The sequence below is a fragment of the Micromonospora sp. LA-10 genome (genome assembly GCF_051853095.1).
Taxonomy (GTDB): Bacteria; Actinomycetota; Actinomycetes; order Mycobacteriales; family Micromonosporaceae; genus Micromonospora; species Micromonospora echinospora_A.
Genome location: NZ_CP195710.1, coordinates 1,018,129 through 1,038,954 on the forward strand (window position 1 = coordinate 1,018,129; position 20,826 = coordinate 1,038,954).

Annotated in this window: 20 protein-coding genes and 3 pseudogenes; 13 read left to right on the top strand and 10 right to left on the bottom strand. The window is 70.1% G+C overall.

Annotated features, from left to right (window positions below; genetic code table 11):
- Nucleotides 1–45 precede the first annotated feature (45 nt).
- Both ACSDG8_RS04855 and ACSDG8_RS04860 read left to right on the top strand, forming a co-directional pair.
- Nucleotides 46–564, top strand: a complete 519-nt coding sequence (locus ACSDG8_RS04855) for a nuclear transport factor 2 family protein (protein WP_210890757.1) — start codon at nt 46–48, stop codon at nt 562–564.
- A gap of 4 nt (nt 565–568) precedes the next feature.
- On the top strand, nt 569–1,438 hold the full coding sequence (locus tag ACSDG8_RS04860; protein ID WP_210890756.1) for a TIGR03619 family F420-dependent LLM class oxidoreductase: 870 nt from the start codon (nt 569–571) through the stop codon (nt 1,436–1,438).
- A 48-nt stretch (nt 1,439–1,486) separates the two neighbouring features.
- Here the strand turns inward: ACSDG8_RS04860 and ACSDG8_RS04865 are convergent, their stop codons facing one another.
- From ACSDG8_RS04865 to ACSDG8_RS04875, 3 genes are read right to left on the bottom strand one after another with little or no spacing between them, the layout of a single operon-like run.
- Nucleotides 1,487–2,317 (bottom strand): SDR family NAD(P)-dependent oxidoreductase, encoded by an 831-nt coding sequence (locus tag ACSDG8_RS04865; RefSeq protein WP_210890754.1) that lies wholly within the window; start codon nt 2,315–2,317, stop codon nt 1,487–1,489.
- The gene (locus ACSDG8_RS04870) at nt 2,314–2,790 is read right to left on the bottom strand and encodes a nuclear transport factor 2 family protein (RefSeq protein ID WP_210890752.1); all 477 of its coding nucleotides are present in this window, start codon (nt 2,788–2,790) and stop codon (nt 2,314–2,316) included. The genes ACSDG8_RS04865 and ACSDG8_RS04870 overlap by 4 nt, the downstream gene beginning before the upstream one ends.
- Nucleotides 2,787–3,710 (bottom strand): NAD-dependent epimerase/dehydratase family protein, encoded by a 924-nt coding sequence (locus tag ACSDG8_RS04875; RefSeq protein WP_210890750.1) that lies wholly within the window; start codon nt 3,708–3,710, stop codon nt 2,787–2,789. The genes ACSDG8_RS04870 and ACSDG8_RS04875 overlap by 4 nt, the downstream gene beginning before the upstream one ends.
- Nucleotides 3,711–4,017: 307 nt before the next feature.
- Here ACSDG8_RS04875 and ACSDG8_RS04880 point away from each other — a divergent pair, with 307 nt between their 5' ends.
- Complete coding sequence (locus ACSDG8_RS04880) at nt 4,018–4,302, top strand: fascin domain-containing protein (RefSeq protein WP_439427687.1); 285 nt, start codon at nt 4,018–4,020, stop codon at nt 4,300–4,302.
- 103 nt (nt 4,303–4,405) lie between these two features.
- Here the strand turns inward: ACSDG8_RS04880 and ACSDG8_RS04885 are convergent, their stop codons facing one another.
- Both ACSDG8_RS04885 and ACSDG8_RS04890 read right to left on the bottom strand, forming a co-directional pair.
- Nucleotides 4,406–4,840, bottom strand: coding sequence for a DoxX family protein (locus ACSDG8_RS04885; RefSeq protein WP_210890746.1), 435 nt, complete (start codon nt 4,838–4,840; stop codon nt 4,406–4,408).
- Between the two features lie 489 nt (nt 4,841–5,329).
- Nucleotides 5,330–6,367, bottom strand: coding sequence for a DUF808 domain-containing protein (locus ACSDG8_RS04890; RefSeq protein WP_439427688.1), 1,038 nt, complete (start codon nt 6,365–6,367; stop codon nt 5,330–5,332).
- A 184-nt stretch (nt 6,368–6,551) separates the two neighbouring features.
- On the opposite strand from ACSDG8_RS04890, the pseudogene ACSDG8_RS04895 reads away from it, so the two are divergent.
- Nucleotides 6,552–6,686 (top strand): annotated as a pseudogene (locus tag ACSDG8_RS04895) (IS5 family transposase); the annotation flags it as partial.
- Between the two features lie 731 nt (nt 6,687–7,417).
- Here ACSDG8_RS04895 and ACSDG8_RS04900 read toward each other — a convergent pair.
- Nucleotides 7,418–8,395: a helix-turn-helix transcriptional regulator gene (locus tag ACSDG8_RS04900; RefSeq protein ID WP_210890733.1), complete on the bottom strand. Its 978-nt coding sequence runs from the start codon at nt 8,393–8,395 to the stop codon at nt 7,418–7,420.
- Between the two features lie 63 nt (nt 8,396–8,458).
- Between ACSDG8_RS04900 and ACSDG8_RS04905 the strand changes: the two genes are divergently transcribed.
- The 3 genes from ACSDG8_RS04905 to ACSDG8_RS04915 all read left to right on the top strand — a co-directional run bounded on the left by ACSDG8_RS04905 (nt 8,459) and on the right by ACSDG8_RS04915 (nt 11,752).
- Nucleotides 8,459–9,643 (top strand): epoxide hydrolase family protein, encoded by a 1,185-nt coding sequence (locus tag ACSDG8_RS04905; protein WP_210890731.1) that lies wholly within the window; start codon nt 8,459–8,461, stop codon nt 9,641–9,643.
- A gap of 63 nt (nt 9,644–9,706) precedes the next feature.
- A complete protein-coding gene (locus ACSDG8_RS04910) occupies nt 9,707–10,549 on the top strand; it encodes an NAD(P)H-binding protein (protein ID WP_439427689.1) in 843 nt (280 codons plus the stop codon).
- Between the two features lie 57 nt (nt 10,550–10,606).
- A complete protein-coding gene (locus ACSDG8_RS04915; protein ID WP_439427690.1) occupies nt 10,607–11,752 on the top strand; it encodes a winged helix DNA-binding domain-containing protein in 1,146 nt (381 codons plus the stop codon).
- A 620-nt stretch (nt 11,753–12,372) separates the two neighbouring features.
- On the opposite strand, the gene ACSDG8_RS04920 is transcribed toward ACSDG8_RS04915, so the two are convergent.
- The gene (locus ACSDG8_RS04920) at nt 12,373–12,903 is read right to left on the bottom strand and encodes a hypothetical protein (protein ID WP_210890728.1); all 531 of its coding nucleotides are present in this window, start codon (nt 12,901–12,903) and stop codon (nt 12,373–12,375) included.
- Nucleotides 12,904–13,097: 194 nt separating this feature from the next.
- On the opposite strand from ACSDG8_RS04920, the pseudogene ACSDG8_RS04925 reads away from it, so the two are divergent.
- Nucleotides 13,098–13,418: pseudogene (locus ACSDG8_RS04925) on the top strand (GDSL family lipase); the annotation flags it as partial.
- A gap of 85 nt (nt 13,419–13,503) precedes the next feature.
- The gene (locus ACSDG8_RS04930; protein WP_439427691.1) at nt 13,504–13,923 is read left to right on the top strand and encodes a hypothetical protein; all 420 of its coding nucleotides are present in this window, start codon (nt 13,504–13,506) and stop codon (nt 13,921–13,923) included.
- 156 nt (nt 13,924–14,079) lie between these two features.
- Here ACSDG8_RS04930 and ACSDG8_RS04935 read toward each other — a convergent pair whose 3' ends face one another.
- Nucleotides 14,080–14,226, bottom strand: coding sequence for a hypothetical protein (locus tag ACSDG8_RS04935; RefSeq protein WP_192900242.1), 147 nt, complete (start codon nt 14,224–14,226; stop codon nt 14,080–14,082).
- A 134-nt stretch (nt 14,227–14,360) separates the two neighbouring features.
- Here ACSDG8_RS04935 and ACSDG8_RS04940 point away from each other — a divergent pair, with 134 nt between their 5' ends.
- Nucleotides 14,361–15,134 (top strand): L,D-transpeptidase family protein, encoded by a 774-nt coding sequence (locus ACSDG8_RS04940; RefSeq protein ID WP_439427692.1) that lies wholly within the window; start codon nt 14,361–14,363, stop codon nt 15,132–15,134.
- A gap of 105 nt (nt 15,135–15,239) precedes the next feature.
- Here the strand turns inward: ACSDG8_RS04940 and ACSDG8_RS04945 are convergent, their stop codons facing one another.
- Both ACSDG8_RS04945 and ACSDG8_RS04950 read right to left on the bottom strand, forming a co-directional pair.
- The gene (locus ACSDG8_RS04945; protein WP_439427693.1) at nt 15,240–15,422 is read right to left on the bottom strand and encodes a hypothetical protein; all 183 of its coding nucleotides are present in this window, start codon (nt 15,420–15,422) and stop codon (nt 15,240–15,242) included.
- A gap of 384 nt (nt 15,423–15,806) precedes the next feature.
- Complete coding sequence (locus tag ACSDG8_RS04950; RefSeq protein ID WP_439427694.1) at nt 15,807–17,258, bottom strand: MFS transporter; 1,452 nt, start codon at nt 17,256–17,258, stop codon at nt 15,807–15,809.
- A gap of 872 nt (nt 17,259–18,130) precedes the next feature.
- Between ACSDG8_RS04950 and ACSDG8_RS04955 the strand changes: the two genes are divergently transcribed.
- The 3 genes and pseudogenes from ACSDG8_RS04955 (at nt 18,131) to tuf (ending at nt 20,635) form a co-directional block, all read left to right on the top strand.
- Entirely contained in the window at nt 18,131–18,559 is a 429-nt protein-coding gene (locus ACSDG8_RS04955) for a GNAT family N-acetyltransferase (RefSeq protein ID WP_247677896.1), read from the top strand.
- 74 nt (nt 18,560–18,633) lie between these two features.
- A pseudogene (locus tag ACSDG8_RS04960) lies at nt 18,634–19,134 on the top strand (sigma-70 family RNA polymerase sigma factor); the annotation flags it as partial.
- Nucleotides 19,135–19,447: 313 nt separating this feature from the next.
- Nucleotides 19,448–20,635, top strand: coding sequence for an elongation factor Tu (gene tuf / locus ACSDG8_RS04965; RefSeq protein ID WP_210890720.1), 1,188 nt, complete (start codon nt 19,448–19,450; stop codon nt 20,633–20,635).
- The last annotated feature ends 191 nt before the right edge of the window (nt 20,636–20,826 follow it).

A 20,826-nucleotide genomic window follows, 5' to 3' on the forward strand; every position in this document is an offset into this window, starting at 1 on the left:
CGCCGACCGGCTCGGCCGGCGAGGCCCGATCGAAAGGAACCCACCATGAGCGACTCGCAGCCCGACCGGCTCGCCCTGATCGAGGCGCGCCTCGAACAGGCCGAGCGACGCCTCGCCGCGGCCGAGGACCAACTCGCCCTCTGGCGGATCGTGGCCAGCTACGGCCCCGCAGTGGACAGCGGCTCGGCCGAGATCACCGCCCAGTTGTGGACCGAGGAGGGCGTGTACGACACCTTCCCGGTCGTGCTCAACGGCCGGGACGCGCTGCGCGGCATGGTCAACGGTGAGCGGCACCAGGCCCTGATCAACTCCGGTGCCGCCCACCTCATGGGGCTGCCGCACATCGTCGTCGACGGCGACCGGGCCGTGGTGACGAACTACTCGCAGCTCGTGCTCAGCGCTCCCGACCAGAACGGCTACCGGATCTGGCGTACCGGCTCCAACCGGTGGGAGTTCACCCGCACCGACGAGGGCTGGAAGGTCACCCACCGCTGGAACCGCCAGCTCGACGGCACCGACGAGGGCCGCGACCTGCTCGCCCGCGCCGTCGACTCCGAGGCCTGAGGCCGTGCGGATCGGCCTCAGCTCCCCGGTCCTGGCCGACTCCGGGCCCCGGCCCCCGTGGGAGGCCGAGGCCGGGGTCGCCGAACTGCGGACCGTCTTCACGACCGCCGACCGGCTCGGGTACGAGTTCTTCACCTGCCCGGAGCACGTCAGCGTGTCACCGGGGCTGGCGCGGGGTGAGCGCTTCTACGACCCGGTCGCGACGTTCTCGTACCTCGCGGCGATCACCGAGCGGATCCGCTTCCTGCCGTACGTGCTCGTGCTGGGGCTGCACCATCCGCTGGAGTTGGCCAAGCGGTACGGCACCCTCGACCACCTCAGTGGCGGACGGGTCGTCCTCGGCGTCGGCGTCGGCAACCTGGAGGAGGAGTTCGCGCTGCTCGGGCGCCCGTTCGCCGACCGCGGGCCACGGGCCGACGACGCCCTGCGGGCCCTGCGGGCGTCCCTGTCGGTACGGCTCGCGACCTACCATGGGGAGTACTACCACTTCACCGACCAGGTGATCAGCCCGCACGCCGTTCAGGAGAAGGTCCCGATCTGGGTCGGTGGCCACAGCAGGCGTGCTCTGCGGCGGGCCGTCACCCTGGGCGACGGGTGGGCGCCGGCCCCGGTCACGTATCGCGGGCCGGACCTGGAGACGCTGCCGCGGATGCTCGCCGAGCACGACCTGCCGGAGGGGTTCGACGTCCTCATCACGCCCCCGGCCCGCCTCGACCCGACGGGCGCCCCCGAGGCCGCGCTCGACCTCGTCGGCCGGATCGGCGAGGCGGGGGCCACTGTGGTCAACCTCGTCGTACGGCACCGTGACCTGGCCGAGTACCTCGACCAGCTCGCGGCGGCAGCTGAGCTCTTCGGTCTCGACCGCCGAAACTGAGCACGGCCGTGGACGCCGGGGCCCGACGTCCGGCCCCGGCGTCCACGGTCACGCCTCGTTGGGCATGTTCGACCAGCCCTTGCGGTCGGTACGCGCGTACCAGCCCGACGCGGCCAGCGTCCCTCCGTCGACGGGGATCGTGTGCCCGGTGACGAAACGGGCGTCGTCGCTGGCGAGGAACTCGACGACGGCGGCGTAGTCGTCGGGCTCGCCGAAGCGCCCGACGGGAATCCACGTACGGATGAGCTCCGGGTCGCGTCCGCGCAGCATCGCCGCGGCCGGCGTCTGGGGCGTGTCGGCGAGGTCGGGCGCGATCGCGTTGACCCGTACCCCGTGGCCGGCGACCTCGACGGCGAGACTCCTGGTGAAGGCGCTGACCCCGGCGTTGTAGGCGGAGTACGGGGCGCACGCCGGGATACCGCGGAAGGCCTCGACGGTCGAGTTGTTGACGATGGCCCCGCGGCCCCGATCGACCATGCCGGGCAGCAGCGCATGCGTCATCGCGAGCACGTGCCACAGGTTGATCTCGTAGAGCGCCTGCCACTGCTGCGGCGTCGAGTGCAGGAAGGTCTTGGAGGCCGGGCGGAAGTCGCCGACGTTGTTGACGAGCACGTCGACCCGCCCCGAGTCGACGGCAGCCGCGGCGGCCACCGCGGCGGCGACACCGTCGGCGGTGCGTACGTCGGCGAGGACGACCTCGACCTCGCCGCCGGCGCCACGGATGTCGGCGGCGGTATCGGCGGCGGCGTGCCCGTCGATGTCGACGAGGACGACGTGGGCGCCCGCGGCGGCGAGACGGCGGGAGATGCCGCCGCCGATGCCGAGGGCGCCGCCGGTGACGACCGCGATCTGGTCCGCGAGCCTGCGGGTGGCGCTCATCTGCCGGTTCCTTCCTCGTCGGCCCTGACCACGGAGACGCGGTGGCGTTCGATCCAGTTGATGGTCAACGCGCGACGGGTGAAAGCCCATCCTTCGTCGGTGCGCGCGTACTCGTCGTCGTAGTGCAGGAACCAGACGAGGTCCGAAGGCCCGTCACGAGCGGGAAGCACGTGGTGGGCCGTGCCGCGGACCCGGCCACGGGCTCCGGCCGCCGTTGGCAGGTAGCGCGCCCCGGCCACGACGTGGGTCGTCGCCAGCGTGCCGGCGAGTGCCCCGAACGTGGCCACGACAGCGGCGCGGCCGACATGCGACACGTGCGGGTCGAGGTGCGCCGGCGGCTCGGGGACCACCAGGACACCCTCCGGTATGAACAGCTCCCCCACCGCTGCCGCGTCACGGTCGTCGGTGGCCGCGGCGTACGTCTCGGAGAGCGCGCGCAACGCGGTGAGGTCGGCCGCGTCGAGACCGCTCACGCTGCGGGAGCGGTCGCCGCGCGCACGACCTGGACGAGCTCGGCGACGGCACGCTCGCAGTCGCCGCGGGTGTAGCCGAGCAGAGCGGTCTCGGCCGGATCCGGTTCATAGGCGAGGACATTCCCGCGGCCCTGGACGATCATCGAGTCGGGCATGAAGGGGTGCGGCTCGTCGAGCTCGGCGATGGTGCGGTCGCCCCCGGCCGCGTCGACGAGCAGCTGGAAGAACTGCGCGAACGTCAGGTTGGCGTCACCGATGAGGTACGCCGCGCCCGACGTGCCGCGGTCGAGCGCGCCGCCGATCGCCTCGGCCAGGGACCGGGCCGACATGTAGTTCGTGCCGCCCGCCGGCGCGTGGTCGGGGATCTGCGGCTCGTTACCCGCCGCCCAGGACACCATGCGGCGGTAGCGCTTGGCCGTGATGCCGGGGATGGCGCCGATGATCGAGGGCGGGTTGAGAGTGCAGACCGAGAAGGAGTCGTCGGCAAGCGCCCGGGCACCCTCGTCGGCGTCGCGCCGGGCGGCGACGTAGGCGCTGGAGTCGGCCAGGTCGGGTCGCAGGTGGTGGTAGTAGCTGCCGACCTGGACGAAGCGGGAGACACCGGCGCTCTTGGCGAGCGCGGCGAAGGCTGGCACCCCCGCGCTCTGGGTCTCCTTCCAGAACGCCGTCTCGTCCGCGTCGCGGGGCAGGTGGCGCACATCCTGCCCGGCGGCGAAGACGACCGCGTCGAAGGGGGCCAGGTCGTCCCGGGTGAAGGTCTGGCGGGTGTAGTCCCCGCGGAGGACCGGCAGGCCGGCGACGGGCGAGTCCGCGTCGACCGCGCCTCGGGCGGCGACGGTGACGTTGTCTCCCCGGTCGCGCAGGTGAAGGGCGGTGTGGACCCCGATCATGCCGGTTCCACCGACCACGAGTACCTCCATCGCGAGGTCTCCTTGCGTAGTGAGGCGGCTCCCTCGGCGTGAGTCTGGGAGCCGGCATGACTTCCGAATCAACCAACCAAGCGATTGGTAGGTTAGCACGGGCATGCGCTGGCCGGAACAAGGCGATTGCGCAGGCTGAGACCTCGACCGGGGCCCCGCGACGACCCACGGTCGCCTAATCCATTAGGATCGATGGGAGTCGATCGCGGCGAACAGGTACGTCAGCGCGAATCTCACGGCCACCGGCGCCCCGCTCCAGGCCCGCGCCAGCAGCTCCGGTGCGTGGGAGCAGTTCAAGCTCATTTGGTTGAGCAGCAATGGCGACTACGCCATCTACTCGATGGCCGCCCAAAAGTACGTGAGGGCGGATCTCGCCGCGACCAACTATCCGCTGAAGGCCAACGCCACCAGCATCGGTTCCTGGGAGCGGTTCTACGTCACCAACTGGGGCAGCTACTTCACCATCTCGCCCACCGCTGTGGCCAGGTACGCGGGTGCCAATCTGACCCTGGGTCCCGACTACCCGATCCAGGCGCGCGCGGCCAGCTTCGGCACCTGGGAACAGTTCAGAATCACGCGGAGCGCTTGCTGATCGATCCCGCGGACGCTCAACAGCTACCCGATCCGCTCGGGGTGTTCGGCAATCAGTTGGTCGCGTTACCGGGTCTCCACCCGCTGAGAGAAGACCAGCACGCTCAGGGACGACGGCGCAGTGAGCGCAGCGTGGAAACCACGTCGGTGGCGGCAAGCGCCCAGAGCACGAGCAGCGGCTGGAAGAGCAGGCGGACCGCCCGTGCCGCGTCGGTATCCAGGCCGAATCCGTCACGCCCTTCGGTGAACTGAGCGATGTTGCCCGGGAAGACCGCGACGAAGAAGGCCGCTACGACCGCTCCGGTGAGGCCGCGTACAGGCTGTCTCCAAGCCGCGAGCAGGGCCAGCCCGAGACAGATCTCGACCACTCCGGAGGCGACGACGACGAGATCGGCGTCGAGCGGAAGCCAGGAGGGCACCTGCGCCAAGAACTCCTGGCGCGCGACTGTCAGGTGGGCGATGCCGGCAACGAGCAGCATCGCGCCCAACGCGACCTGGCCGACCGCGCCCGTCAACCGTCGGGCAAACGTGGAGGTCATGGTGTCTCTCCCGTGGCGTGAACGAGGGACGGACGGCCGGCCCGCTGCAGGGGGCGCCTCCCACCACCCTAAGGACAGAAGGGGCGGTCCGGCTCTAGGTCGAGTACCGCCTCTGTCTGTCGACTGAGCTGTGGGGAGCCTCCGCCAAGGTGACCGACACTGCCCCCGTCAGCTCCAGCGACGGACGGAACGGCCGGTGGGCTCCTGTCAACGCCGCCCCAACCCCAGCCTTCAGGCGGACCCGACAGGCGGTCTGGCATCGAGCGGTGCGGCCACCGGCCCGCGGACGGCCCGGGATGGTCAGTCCGTCCACCGACGCGGCCGAGGGCGCGGTCTTTGCGTCGTCAGGTCACGATGGCGACGACATCAATACCGCGCCAAAACGGCCCACTACCAGCGAAAGACTCTGACTCCACCAGGTGCGGCTGGAGTACTGAGCGTTCAGCACCAGAACGCCTGACCCGGTGGTCGAGTTGCGATGATTTGCGGTCAACCGCGCGGCGCTCGGTCCGCAGGAGCGTCGCGCGGTTGAGCTGCACGGCTCGGCGGAGCGGGGATGGTGACGTCAGTACGAGTCGTGGCCGCCGCAGTCGCAGCCGCAGGCTTGGATTTGCGGCGGTGGAGCGTGAGAGTCATGACCAGCACGACCAGCGCTCCGACGATCAGCCCGAGGATCGCGCTGGCCACCGTGTTGACGAGCCAGCCGACGAGCCCGCCGAGAACACCCGTGGCGTCGTGGGCGGCGACCTCCACGTGGTGCACGGCCTCGTACAGGAAGTGCAGGTTCAGCTCGTTCGTGCCCAGCAGCAGGATGTGCCCGCCCACCCACAGCATCGCCGCGGTGCCGACTACCGTCAGCACGGTGAGGACCACCGGCATCGCCCTCACCAGATTGCGGCCGAACGTGGCGACGGCGCCGGAACGTTGCGACAGGCGAAGCCCGGCGTCGTCCATCTTTACGATCAGGGCCACCACGCCGTACACCAGGACGGTTATGACGACGGCGACGACAGCCAGGATCACCAGGCGGGACCAGAACGCCTCATCGATCACCTCGTTCAGGGTGATGACCATGATCTCCGCCGAGAGGATCAGGTCGGTTCGTACCGCCCCGGACACCAGTGTCGTCTCGTCCTGCACCTTCTCCTCGCCCGCGCCGTGGGCATCGTGATGGGCGATCTTGGCCCACACCTTCTCCGCGCCCTCGTAACAGAGGTAGACGCCGCCGAGCATGAGGATCGGAGTGAGCAGCCAGGGCACGAACTGACTGAGCAGCAGCACCGCCGGCAGGATGATGAAGAACTTGTTGCGCAGCGACCCCACGGCAATGCGCTTGATAATCGGCAACTCACGCTCGGCCGCCAGGTTCCGTACGTACTGCGGCGTGACGGCAGCATCGTCGACGACGACGCCCGCAGCCTTGGCGCCGGCCTTCGCGGCGGCCGCCCCGATGTCATCGATCGACGCGGCAGCGGCTCGGGCCAGCACCGCCACGTCATCCAGCAGGGCTACGAGTCCACCGGCCAAGGGAGGGTCCTTCCAGGGTTGCACAGAGTTCGAACTGGCCCATTCTCGCTCAGGTCCCGGTGCGCGGCACACCACCGCCCGGTCGTATATCGGGCGAGGGCTCGAGGTGAGCGGCTATCGCGCCCAGCCGAAGACCCGCCGCCAACTACACCCGCAGCCGACGCTGTATCGATGGTTCCGCCACTGGCAGCGTGATGGCACCTGGGCCCGGATCCTGGCTGGGCTGCAAGCCGCCGCCGATACGGCCGGGCGCATCGACTGGAGCGTCAGCGTCGACTCCACAATCAGCCGCGCCCATCAACACGCCGCCGGTGCCCGTGGTGACGGGCACCGGGGATAAAGAACCACCGGGCGGGATCTAGGAATCTGCGAGCACTGTCGGGACGGCCACGACATCAGCCTCGTCATCGACAAGCAGCTCCAACGGGTACGCGGGCGACTCCTGCACCGAGCCCCCAAGACCGAGGAGTCCGCCCCCCTACCGCTGCCGGCCATCTGCGTTACCGCCCTGCGGCACCGCTATCGGCAGCAGGAGGCGGCCCGGGAGAAGGTGGGCGAGGCGTGGCACGACACCGGCATGATCTTCACGACCCGCTATGGGTTGCCGGTCGAACCGCGGAACTTCAACCGCTCCTACGATGCTCGGACGCCCGCGAGTGGGCGGTGAGCGTGGCCCAGCGCGGGACCGGCACGCCGGCTGACCCAGCGCTGCGCCGGCCGGTCGCGCCGATGCTCGCCGCGCCGGTCGACGGGGTGCCCGGGCGCGCCGAGACCTGGTGCACGAGTCGAAGTCGGATGGTTCTCCAGAGATTTCGAGGTGTCTCAGGGGCGAGACGTCCCCGCGCAGTCAACCTGACCATGCCGACCCACGCGGCTTGATCGAGACCACGGTGAGTTGCTACCGGCAGCTCTGCGACATCGATGCGGTGTCTGCTTCTGCCGAGAAGAGTGCATGCCTCGGGTGTGCGGATCGTCCTGTCGGTCTGCGGTAATCCGTGCGACCTTGATGGTGAAGATGGGTCGTGCCGGGCGGTCCGAGGCAGCCCTGGCCTAGGTGTCCTGCGGACGCGGTTCGGTGGTGGCGCGGTGGTAGCGGCTGGCGAGCGTACGCACGAGTTCGACGAGTTCCGCGGGTTCCGTCACGGTGAAGTCGACGCCGAGCAGGCCGAGGTGGACGGCGAGCGCCTCGATGCTGTCGGCGCCGGTGTCCAGCAGACAGTGGGTGTCGTCGACCGGGGTGATGGTGCCGATGGCGGCGTTGATTTGCTCGATGAGCTGTTCGGCCGGTGCGTGCACGACGACCTGGGCCCGGTACCGCCATGCGGCTGACGACACGCCCCGGCGTACCTGGTCGACGGCTTCCTCGGGGAGATCGCGGGGGATGAATCGGGGGCCCGTCGGGGTACGTGGGTGGAGCCGGTCCACCCGGAACGTTCGCCAGTCGGCCCGCTCGACGTCGAACCCGACGAGGTACCACCGTCGTCCCCAGTTGACCAGCCGGTACGGTTCCACCTCGCGCCGGCTCTCGGAGCCGTCGTGGCTTCGGTAGCCGAATCGCAGGCGCTCGTGGTCCCGGCAGGCTGCGGCGAGGACACTCAGCCTGTCCGCGTCCACCCGCGGGCCCAGGTCGTCCCGCGGCACCACGACGGCGTACCGCTTGAGGGCGTCAACGCGACGCTGGAGTCGCGCCGGTAGCACCTGCTCCAGCTTGGCCAGCGCGCGCAACGAGGTCTCCTCGACCCCGGTGATCGTGCCCCCGGCAGCAGTGCGCAGCCCGATCGCCACCGCGACCGCTTCCTCGTCGTCGAGCAGCAGCGGCGGCAGCGTGGCCCCGGCGCCGAGTCGGTAGCCGCCCACCGCGCCCCGGCTGCCGTGCACCGGATAGCCGAGGTTCCGCAGGCGGTCCACGTCGTTGCGAACGGTCCGGGTGCTGACCGACAGCCGTTCGGCCAGTTCGGCCCCGGTCCACTCGCGGGGTGTCTGGAGTAGCGAGAGCAGGCGCAGCAGCCGCGCCGCTGTTTCCAACATTCTTCGCAGTATGCCAGTTTATTAGGAACGGTCCTTGCCTAATCTCCTCCTACGCTGATGACCATGACGAACGACAGCACGATCGCACCGTTCCGGATCGACATCCCCCAGGCCGAGCTCGACGATCTCCAGCAGCGGCTGGCCCGCACTCGGTGGGCGGAGGAACTGCCCGCGGACGAGTCGGCGCCGGCTGGTCCGGTGCCGCCCGGTTGGGAGTACGGCGTCCCGGTGGGCTACGTGAGGCAGCTGGTCGAGCGGTGGCGCACCGGGTACGACTGGCGGGCCTGGGAGGCGAGGCTGAACGCGTACCCGCAGTTCACCACCGAGATCGACGGCCAGAACATCCACTTCCTGCACGTGCGGTCGCCGGAGCCGGACGCGACGCCGCTGATACTGACCCACGGTTGGCCGACCTCGGTGGTCGAGTGGCTGGATGTGATCGGCCCGCTCACCGAGCCACGAACGCACGGCGGCGACCCGGCGGACGCGTTCCACCTGGTCATTCCGTCGGTGCCGGGTTTCGGCTTCTCCGGGTCGACCCGGGAGCGCGGCTGGGACCGGTACCGGGTGGCCCGGGCCTGGGCCGAGCTGATGCAGCGGCTCGGCTACGACCGGTACGGCGCGGCCGGCAACGACGGCGGATCGCTGATCTCGCCCGAGGTGGGCCGGATCGCTCCTGAGCACGTCTGCGGCGTGCACGTGACACAGGTCTTCTCGTTCCCGTCGGGCGACCCCGCCGAACTGGCCGGCCTCTCCGAGGAGGAGCGCGGCAAGCTCGCGTTCGCCGAGTGGTTCACCCAGAACCGGGGCGCGTACGACAAGCTCCAGTCCACCGAGCCGCAGAATCTGGCGCACGCTCTAGCCGACTCCCCGGCCGGCCTGCTGGGCTGGAACGCGCAGTTGCTCGGCGCTTCGCTCGACCCGGACTACGTGCTCACGAACGTGATGATCTACTGGCTGACCAACACAGCCGCCTCAGCCGCCCGGTTCTACTACGAGGACGCGGCGGCGGCCCCCGTACAGCAGAAGTCGAACGGCCGGGGCACCACCGTGCCGAAACCGACCACCGTGCCCCTCGGCCTGGCCAACTTCGCCTGGGACTACCAGTCGATCCGGACGTTCGCCGACCGCGACCACGAAAACATCGTCTCCTGGAACGTCTACGACCGGGGCAGCCACTTCGCCGCCCACGACGCGCCCGATCTGCTCGTCCACGACATCCAGCAGTTCTTCCGCAAGGTTCGCTGATCCGCCGCCGGTTGTAGGCGGACCCCATCAGACCCCTCAGTCTTCACACGAAGGGAGACCCTCATGTATCTCGTCATTGGTGCCACGGCTCAGTTCGGACGTCAGGCAGTAGAAGAGCTGGTCGCCGCGGGTGCGCCGGTACGGGCGCTGACCCGTACCCCGGAACAGGCCGGGCTCCCGGCGGAAGTCGACGTCGTCCAGGGCGATCTGACCAAGCCCGAGACGCTGCCAGCGGCGCTGGCCGGCGTCGAAGCCGCCTTCCTGGTTCTGCAGTACGGGATGGATGTCGCTCCGCTACTGGCGGCCGCGGGGCGAGCCGGGGTGCGGCGGCTGGTGTTCCTGTCCTCGGGGGCGATCGTCCCGGGCGCCGAGCGGCAGCCCGACGTAATCGCCCAGTACCACCGCGACGTCGAGCAGGCCATCGAGGCATCTGGGATCGAGTGGACGTTCCTGCGGCTACTCTTCCCCGCCATCAACTCGTTGACGTTCGCGATGCAGCTCCAGGGCGGTGACGTCATTCGCGCGCCGTACGCCGAAGCCGCGTTCAGCGCCGCGCACGAGAGGGACGTCGCCGAGGTGGCCGCGCGGATCCTGACCGGCGGCGGGCAAGCGGGGCGGGCCTACGACCTGACCGGCCCCGAGTCGCTGACCCAGGCGCAGCAGGTCCGCATCCTCGGCGAGACGTTGGGGCGCCCGCTCACCGTCGAGGACCTCGACCCGGAGCCCGTGCTGGAGCAGATGAGCCAGTTCATGGACCCCGAGTTCCTGGCGGCGCTGTTCGGTCTCATGGCGCAGGCGGTCGGCAGGCCTGCGCCGGTCAACGCCGTCATCGAGCAGATCACCGGGCACCCCGCGCGTACCTACGCTCGGTGGGCCGCGGATCACCGGGCCGACTTCGGCGGCTGATCGACGAGGCAAGGGCGGCTTCCGCCGCCCCTGCCATACGATGGAAAGGACGGCACGGTGGCACAGGTGCTGCGGCGACGGGAGCTGGGGCGAGCCCTGCTGGCCCGTCAGATGCTGCTGGAACGGGCCGACGCGACCGCCGAGGAGGCGGTCACCCGGCTGGTCGGCATGCAGGCGCAGGCGCCCTACGCGCCCTACTTCGGGCTCTGGAGCAGATTGCGGAAGTTCGGCACTGCCGACCTGACGGACGCGCTGACCAAGCGCCGCCTGGTGCGGGTCGCGCTGATGCGCAGCACCGTCCACCTGGTCACCACGGCGGACTACCGCTCGTTGCGGCCATGGGCGCAGCCCGCGCTCGACCGCGAGCTGGACACCGCGTTCAAGACGATCCTGACCGGTCTGGACGGTGCGGCCGTGGCGGAGTCGGGCCGGGCACTGCTCGGCGCACGACACCTCACCCCCAAGGAACTCGGCGCGGCGCTGCACGAGCGGTGGCCCGATCGCGAGCCCCGCGCACTCGCCACCGTGGTGCGGAACCTGGTACCGCTGGTGCAGGTGCCGCCACGCGCCGTCTGGGGCGTCGGCGGCACCACCCGGTACGCGACGGCGGCCTGCTGGACCGGAGCCGAGCCCGCCTCCGCCGCCGACTCCGAACACATCGTGCTGCGCTACCTCGCCGCGTTCGGCCCGGCGTCGGTCGCCGACGTGCAGACGTGGGCCGGCCGAACCCGGCTGCGGCCCGTCCTGGAGAGGCTGCGGCCACGGCTGGCGGTCTTCCGCGACGAGCACGGGGTGGAGCTGTTCGACCTCCCGGATGCGCCACGCCCCGACGCCGACGCCCGCGCGCCGGTTCGCTTCCTGCCCGAATACGACAACCTTCTGGCCTCCCATACCGACCGCACCCGCGTGATCTCAGAGGAGGCCCGCAAACGGGTCATGACGCGCAACGGGATGCGTGCCACCTTCCTCGTGGACGGGCAGGTGACGGGCACCTGGAAGCTCCATCCAGGCAAGGCGTCAGCGACTCTGGAGATCGACCCGTTCCGGCCGCTGACCGCCATCGAGCGCGCCGAGATCGAGGCCGAAGGCGCCCGGCTGCTGGAGTTCGCCGTGCCCGGCGCCGCCCACGACCTCCGCGACGGCACGGCCCCGTCCGTCGGCTCCGAGGACAAGGTGACCGGCGAGGAAACCGGTCAGCAGTGATCGAACCGTGCTCATGCGCGCCTTCCACCGACGCCCGCTCATAGCCGAGCGGGCTGCGCCGCTGGCACCTTTGAAGTGACCCCCTGCGACCGGACACTGTGTCCGGCCATTAGGGGTTACTTCACTTCAGAAGTAGGCGTTGAGCTGCGCAGACGTGGCCAGAGGCCGATCGCCAATTGTCACTGCTTGTCAATCATTCGAGGGGTAAACGGGGGCCGAAAGTGCGTCGCCAGTCCACCGCGCCCCGCTCCCCCATCAGCAGAGCATCCGCCGGCAACGGAACCGTACGCCCTACCCATTCGCTACTCGCTGGCCGCAGGCGTGGGGGTCGTGTCGGTGGGGCCACACGACCCGTTGCCCCACCGCCGATGGTGCTCGGCGCGACTCTGAGGCTCAAGCAAGTCCAGCTGCGTGCTGCTCCTCGGCCCCGCCGAGGAGCAGCACACAGAAGTGCCTGTACAGCGCGCGACGGCTAGCTCATACCGCCCAATGGCATTGCGTCCTCGGGATCCGAGTCGGACCTGGAAGCCTGCGGCGTGAGTGCCCTCTGTGGAGGCGTATGAAGCGGGCGATGCCCCAAAGATGAGCATGGAGTTGCACGAGCGACTCCGGCAGTACCCCTAGGTGAGCGCGTGCACCAGTGCGGTCGCCGCTCCGGCCAGGAGGGCCACGCCCGTGCCGGCACCGACGACGGCGCTGGGGGTGAAGTCGCACCGTCGGGCGACAGCGACGCTGACGAGCGCGACCAGGGTGACGAGCGCGGCCCAGATCGCGAGGGCCGGATACCCCAGAAGCGGTGCCAGGGGGAAGAAGTGCAAGCCGACGATCAGGGCGATCCAGACCGGAACCAGGGACGTGCGGCCGGCCCGCCGGAGCCAGATCGCGCCGACGGCACAGAGGACCACCTCGATCAGGACGATCACCCCGAAGACCGGCCCCGTCCTCTCGTCCACGGAACTGCCCTCGTCCCAGGTGCGTGCGGTGACGATGCCACCGATGATCGCTGCGACCAGGGACAACACCGAACCGATAGCGAGCCACGGACGCCACGCCCTGGGCGGTGCCTCCTGCGCCCAGCCGAACCAGACGATCCCGAAGACTCCGAAGATCGCGGCGGTGGCCGCGGCGTTAGCCGCGAATTGAGCATCCATCGGCGCATTCTAGGAGCAGATGACCACCGCTCCGGACGGTGCCCGCACAGACGCCACGACGCAGTGCCGCCTATAAAACACGACGTGGACGGCCCGCACCGATGCTTCACGGCGGACGGCACCCCGGTTGACCATCTGGGACTGCGGCAACCGCCGGTCCGACCAGACGTGGGGCTTGCGCTGACGTCCGGGTGGTGACCGGCGCTCGTCTCGTCGATCCGCCGAGACCGGCGGGACGAGCCGCTCGACTCGGAACTACACGCAGGGCGCGGTCTACGGACTCAGCCGTCGCCGCGCCGGCGGGCGCCGAGTCCAACGGAGGCGTACGGGTCATTCCGCTGGGCGACTCGATCACCGAGGTTACCCAGGTGCCGGGTGGTTACCGGATCGGCCTGTGGCAGCGGCTGACCGGCGGAGGTTACCGGGTCGACCTCGTTGGCTCGCAGTACAACGGGCCGGCGAGCCTGGGCGACCACGACCACGAGGGGCACCCCGGCTGGCGGATCGACGGCATCGTGCAGGGCACGGCGAACACCGGCAAACGCGTCCCGGATCCAGGGACCGACGTCGACCGCCACGATCCAACTGGACTACTCGACAATGCGTGACGGTTACCGGTCCGGCCTGGCCATGCTGAGACATCTCTCCGCCTGGATCGGCGTCCGCCGCGACGGCGGCCAGACGCGGGTCTCGATGGTCGACGGCCTCGCCATGGACAGCAACTGGAACACCACCAGCACCGGCACCGAACGGGCAAGCGCGGCGGTCCGGCGGCCGGATCTGGCTGCGTGTCAACGCGGACGTCAGACCCGGCGCCGGCCGGCAGGCAGGCAGGCAGGCAGGCAGGCAAGGTTCTCCTACAGCACCGACGGGGTCACCTTCACCTCGCTCGGGCCGGCGTACACGTTGAACAACGACTGGCCGGTCTTCATGGGCTACCGGTACGGCATCTTCAACTACGCCACGTCGTCGCTCGGCGGTTCGGTCACCGTCAACCGCTTCGACCTCACCACTCCCTGACCCGACGCCGTGGGCCGGCGACCTCGGTCGCCGGCCCACCCCGTTCGTTGGTCGCCGCCCTCGGCCCCGGCGCGGCCACCCGTCCGTGCCGAGGGTGCTCCCCGGGCGCGCCACCAGGCGTCAAGGGCCACCGATGACTCATCACTCACCCTTCGCCTAACCGGTGATCACCGGCCAGGCGTAGGCCAGCAGGGCGCACGCCGCTCCGAGCAGGGCGAGCGAGACGCCCCGGGTACGGAAGGGCAACGCGGCGAGCGCGAGCAGGATGACCGCGACAAGGTAGAGAAACGCTTGTACCGACATGGTTGTCTCCTCAGGGTCTGCTGGCGGGCGGTGCACCTCTACCCCTGCCGGTCCGGCCACGAAACCGGGCGACCGGCGGCCGGTCGGTTCGCGCGGGACATCGGAACGGCGCGCCGGGTGGGAGGATCTGCCGCATGCGACGCAGATCCCTGATCGTCGGGGCGGCGGCCGGCATCGCCGCGCCCGTCGTCGTCTCCGGCGCGACGCCGGCAGCGGCGGCGTCTCCCGACGCCACCACCGACCCCCCACGTCCACGACCCCGCACCTGGACGCCGAGCAACAAGGCAAGCGGTCTGCGCACCCTGCCGGCCACCACGCAGCAGGTTGTCGTGGTGACCGCGGCGAGTTGGAATACCAGCTACGCCACACTGGAGACGTTCGCGAAGACCGACGGCCTCTGGACCGCGGTCTCGGGGGCGCTGTCCGCGCGGATCGGCTCCCAGTTCTTCAGCGACAACCACGTCGAGGGCGTCCCGACCACGCCCACGGGGGTCTACGCGTTCGGCCCGACGATGTACGGCATCGCCGCGAACCCGGGCGTGAGATATCCGTACCACCAGGTCGTCACCGACGACTGGTGGGACGAGAACCCGAACTCGTCCACCTACAACACGTTCCGGCACACGGCCACCAGCCCTGGCGGTTACAGCGAGGCGCTGTGGAAGGAGAAGCCGGCCTACACGCACTTCGCGGTGGTCACCTACAACATGGCGCCGAACGTGCCGAAGCCGGTGCCGAACGCAGGCAGCGGGATCTTCCTGCACGAGTTCAGCACGACGCCCTCGGGCCCGACCGCCGGCTGCGTCAGCCTGTCGCACGCCGACCTGGTCGGCGTACTCCGGTGGCTCGACCCGGCGGCCCAGCCGCGCATCGTGATGTGCCCGCTGGACAGCATCGGTCGCTACTGACCGGTCCGACCGGACACGTGCCACGGCCGGTCGATGGAGCGTGCCACCCCATCATGGACCGTCGGTTGATCTTGACGCCAGGGCGGGGCCGGGCTCGGTGCGCGGTCAGCCGTGGCCGGCGTCGGCCAGTTCGGCCAGCCGGCGGTCGGCCTCGTCCTGGATGCGATCCTTGTCCGCCACGATGACCGTTCCCGGGTCGGCGTCGGGCAGCTCGTCCTCCAGCCGCCGGATCGGCCCGTACGACCAGCCGACGGCGGCCAGCAGCAGGCTGCACAGGTCGGCAGCCACCGCGGTGAGCGCGGTGCCCCGTCCCGGGCCGTGGCCGACCAGGACGGCCGCCAGGTCGGCGACCGGCCCGGTGCCGGAGACCAGAGGGGTGAAGACCCGCTCGGCCAGCGGCGCGGCGGTGAGGAAAGCCGACCGGGACCATCAGCCAGGTGAGCATCAGGTTGGTGGCGAGCACCCGCCCCTGCAGCTCCAGCCCGACCTTGGCCTGCACCAGCGCCAGCAGGTGGGTGTTGACCAGCGCCGAGGTCAGGCCGAGACCGAACAGGCCGATGGCCGGGAAAACCGGGTTCGGCCGCAGCCCCGCCACGATCATCGCCACGCCCAGCAGCAGGATTCCGACCAGCACCCCGGTGGTCCGCCGCGACGTGCCGCCCCATACCCCCATCAGCACGCTGCCAGCAGCATGCCGATACCGCTGGCGGCGAGCACCATGCCGAGCACCGACGGGTCGCCGAGGGCGAGGGTCAGCGGGGTGGCCAGCACCTCCACCACGGCGAAGAAGTAGTTCAGCGCCGCGGCGAGCAGGATGAGCGAGAGCAGGCCGTGCCGCCGGGACACGAACCGCCAGCCGCCGAGCAGCTCCCGGCCGAAGGACTCCTCACGGCGCTTGAACATGGTCGCCGGGAAGCGTACGGAGAGCGTGATGCCCACCGCGACCAGGAAGCTCACCAGGTCGATCAGGACCACCCCGCGCAGCCCGACGGCGACCACCAGCGCGCCGCCGAGCAGCGGGGCGAGAACGGTGCCGGTGGCACTGCCGAGCGACACGATGCCGTTGGCCCGGCCGTAGTACCGCTTCGGCACCAGCTGGGTCACCGCCGCCAGGTACGCGGGCTGTTGGAAGGCGGTGGCGACTGCGCTGACCGTGACCGCGGCGAAGACGTGCCAGATCTGCAACCGGTCCAGCCAGAGCAGTCCGGCCAGGGTGACCGTGCCGGTGGCGGCGAGGCAGTCCGCGCCGATCATGACCAGCCGCCGGTCGAACCGGTCGGCCACCGCCCCGGCCACCGGGGCGAGCACCGCCGCGGGCAGCAGCGCCAGCATCGCAGCCAGCGCGAACCAGGAGATCGAGCCGGTGCGCTGGTAGACCCAGAGCGACACGGCGAAGTTGGTCAGGCCGGTGCCGACCAGGGAGATCAGCTGCCCGGAGGCGACCAGGAGGAAGGTGCGCAGGTCACCCCGTCCCGGGCCGGCCGGGGCCGCCCGCCCGTCCCGGGGTGACGGCGCCGCGGGTCGTGCCCGGCGTGGGGGCGCCGTCGCCGGTCCGGCCGGCTCGACCGAGGCGGCCAGGGCGGGCTCGGGCTCGGGCTCGGGCTCGGGCTCGGGCTCGGGCTCGGGCTCGGGCTCGGGCTCGGGCTCGGGCTCGGGCTCGGGCTCGGGCTCGGGCTCGGGCTCGGTGAGGATGATGTCGACCAGTTCGCCCGGCTGGTGCTTCTGGAAGTAGTGCCCGGCGCCGTCGATGGTGCGCAGGGAGACGTCGTCGGCGAAGTAGGTCCACCCCCGGTAGCGCTCCTCGTACAGCTCGGTGGTGCGGTCGCCGGTGCCCACCACGCAGACGATCGGCGCACCGAGGCGGCGGGCGGGCGGGTTGGCGTAGACGTCGGTGTAGTACTCCTCGCCGATGCGGGTGTCGCTGAGGAAGACGCCCATCAGGAAGTCCTTCTCCCGCTGGTCCAGCACGTCGGTGAAGAAGCCCATCGCGCGCAGCATCTCCAGCGCGTGCCGCTTCGAGGTCCACCGTTCCATCGGGAAGACCCGGCGGAACCAGCGGGCTGCCCGGCCGGGCAGCCGGGGCGCCGGAAAGTGGCCGCCGACCACCAGCCGGCGCAGGTCCACCCCGGCCTCCTCCAGCCGCCGGGCCAGCTCGACCGCGATGGCGCGTCGCGCTTACTCGCGGATTCGAGCGAATGGGTGGCGCACGCGGCGGCGGCGGCGCTTCCCGTGGCCGAGATGGAGCGACTACTCACCCTCGCCGGCGCCTGACCGCAAAGACCACCAACACGAGGGACTTGAACCCACGACAGCCTCTTGTCGAGCCCTCTCCAGGGCTTGTTTCTCAGGGCGGAACATGCTCGATGGTCACGTGCTCTGCACGGCGGCCCACGAGCTGAGCCACTGCCCCTCTCACCCTGAGGTGAGTCGGAGTAGGTGGTTGTCACCGATGCGAATCCGCTTGTCTGACCATGCTGACCGTCCCTACAGGGCCGCGTCCTCAACGCCGTCGGATTGACGATTCGCATGCCGCAGGTCGAGGCAGACCTCGAGCACGCCGCTTTCGCCGCTGGTCAACCGCGCGCCAGCCGCCCCCAACCAGGCTGCTCGGACAGACAGCGACCAGTTCGCTTGCAACCGAGCGCGCTGACGGTGCCGGCTAAGGGGCTTTTACCGATGCCGAGGTGCCGCCAGTGGCGGAAGCCTTGTGTCGAGACGAAAGGATCCGCGATGCCCATCCGATGTGCCATCGAAGTCGACGAACCGAAGCTCGCCTACAGCGAGCTCCGCGCCGTCAACGCCTCCTCCACGCCGGCGGTCATCGAGGGCCACCGGACGGCGTCGGTAGGCACGGTGCGCGTGTTCGGCAGGAGCCCCACAGACCGGAGCGCGGTGCGTCCTTCCGCACGGAGGCTCGGCTACCGAGCAGATCGTCGACGCATCGTGGCCGGGGAGCGGCCAGCACGGACGTCATCAGTATCTGGAAAGGACGCCGAATGATTCGAGAAATCCGTGACAGAACCGGAGCACTCGTAACGGTAAGGCTCAATCAAACCCTCCCGATCGGTACCTACACCATCAGCCTCGCCGAGGGATCACCGCTCGGTCGGGCCGACTTCGTCGACTCTCCCGGGGTGGATGGTGAGAGAGTCGTTTTTCACACCGAAGTAGACCAGAAGTTCCTTGGACGGGGCCTGGCCGGGCTGCTGGTCCGCGAAGTGCTCGCGGACAGCATTCGCACGGGTGTCACAGTCGTTCCGGTGTGCCCGCTGTTCGCTGGCCATCTACGAAGGCATGGTGCCGAGTTCGTCGCGGATGGGGGCAAGTTCCGTGCGCCGACACCTACCGACATGGCGCTCGTCAGGCGCGCTACGACGTCCCGCGTCTCTTCTCCGCTACGAGCGTGCAGGGAGGATCACCAATGACCGCGCACACGATCAGCGAGCAGCGGACCAGACCGTGTGCCGCCCGGAAGCCCGACCCGCGCCCGCCCACCGACCCGGTCGCCATCGGGGAGCCCAAGCGGCATCTCCGCGACCGCACCTGGGACGTCCAGGCGCCGTGCCGTCTTCAGGAGTTGCGGCTGGCCATCTTCGACGCCAACAGTTCACTGCTGCAGGCCCTGGGCCGTTCGCCGACGGTGGCCGACGTCGCCGTCCACCTCAGCATCACCGAGGAGGAGGTCCTGGAGGGCCTGGAGGGCGCCCGCGCGTACGACGCGGTGTCCACCTCAACCGGCGACGGCGACCGGGCCACCGAGTCGGATGACATGCTCGGCGGTGCGGACAGCGAGTTCGAGCTGTCCGAACTGCGGGTCGCCTTGGGCCCTGCGCTGGCCACGCTCACCGAATGCGAGCAGCGGATCCTCACCCTGCGCTTCTACGGCAACCTGACCCAGTCGCAGATCGCCGAGCAGATCGGCGTGCCCCAGCCGCACGTGTCCCGGCTGCTGGCCCGGGCGCTGACCAAGCTGCGCGGGCAGTTGGACGGCACGTACTAGGTGCTGGGGACGGGCCGGGAATATCAGTCGCCCCTCCAGAGGTTCAGAGCTAGCGTGATCGCCATGTTCGGCACCATCGGCTCTGTGCGGCCCGCAGGTTTCCACCTGCCGGCTGCCGCCGACGTGTGCGCATGGCTGGCTGATACCCGAGGCTGACCCTCCTCCCGCTCCGGCAGAACCACGGAGGAGGGTGGCCCGGTGATCCGGCGCGCTGGTGAGCGCGCCGTGACATGCGGTTCTGGCGCGGTTCTTCGCGGAGTGGCATCCGCCCGCGTTCGTCGTCCGCCAATTCGTCTCCAGTGTGGAGCTCATCATGGCCAAGAGCCAATTCGTGCGCGCGAAGCCGCACCTCAACATCGGCACGATGGGTCACGTCGACCACGGCAAGACGACCCTGACGGCCGCCATCACCAAGGTCCTCGCCGACCGCGACCCCGTCGTCAACCGGTTCGTGTCCTTCGACGGCATCGACCGGGCCCCGGAGGAAGCGGCGCGCGGCATCACCATCAACATCGCCCATGTCGAGTACGAGACCGAGACCCGGCACTACGCTCATGTGGACATGCCCGGCCACGCCGACTTCGTCAAGAACATGATCACAGGAGTGGCGCAGGTCGATGGCGCGATCCTGGTTGTCTCCGCGCTTGACGGGGCGATGCCGCAGACCCGCGAGCACGTGCTGCTCGCTCAGCGGGTCGGCGTGCCCTACCTGGTGGTGGCGATGAACAAGGCCGACGCCGTCGAAGACCCGGAACTTCTCGACCTGGTTGAACTCGAGATGCGGGAGTTGGTGTCCGAGTACGGGTTCCCCGGCGACGAGGTGCCCGTCGTACGGGTGTCGGCGCTGCGGGCCCTCGAGGGCGACCCACGCTGGGTTTCCTCCGTCATGGAGCTGCTCGACGCGGTCGACCGGTACGTCCCGGTGCCACCCCGCGAACTCGGCGAGCCGTTCCTCATGCCGATCGAGAACGTGCTGACGATCTCCGGACGGGGGACAGTGGTGACCGGCGCTGTCGAGCGTGGCGTGCTCCGTGTCGGCGACCCGGTCGAGGTGGTCGGTCTCAGCCCAACGCTGTCCACTGTGGCAACTGGGCTGGAAACGTTCGGCAAGTCGCTGGCGACCGCCGAGGCCGGGGACAACGCCGCCGTGCTGCTGCGCGGGATCAAGCGCGACCAGGTGCAGCGGGGCCAGGTGGTAGCACTGCCGGGCAGCGTCACGCCGCACCAGCGGTTCCGGGCCAGGCTCTATGCGCTGACCACCGCCGAGGGCGGGCGCCACACGCCGTTTCTCGCCAACTACCGGCCGCAGTTCTACTTCCGCACCACCGACGTGGTCGGGTCGGTAGACCTCGGTGATCTGACGATGGTCCTGCCCGGTGACACCGTCGACCTGTCGGTGGAGCTTGGCAGGCCGATCGCGATGGATGTCGGGCTCGGCTTCGCCGTCCGGGAGGGCGGCCGTACCGTGGCCGCCGGCACCGTGACCGAACTACTCGACTGAGCTACGTGGCAGGGCCCCTTGCCGGCAAGGGGCCCTGCCACGTACGGCCTTGCTCAGGTGCGCTGGCCGAGCCCTCCGTAGGACCGACTCCGTGGCACTCCCGCACGCCGTACCCCGACCTTCGGTTTCCGTGTCTCCCGCAACTCGGAAACCTGGACGGGGTACGGCGTGCGCTGTTGATCAGGGTCGAA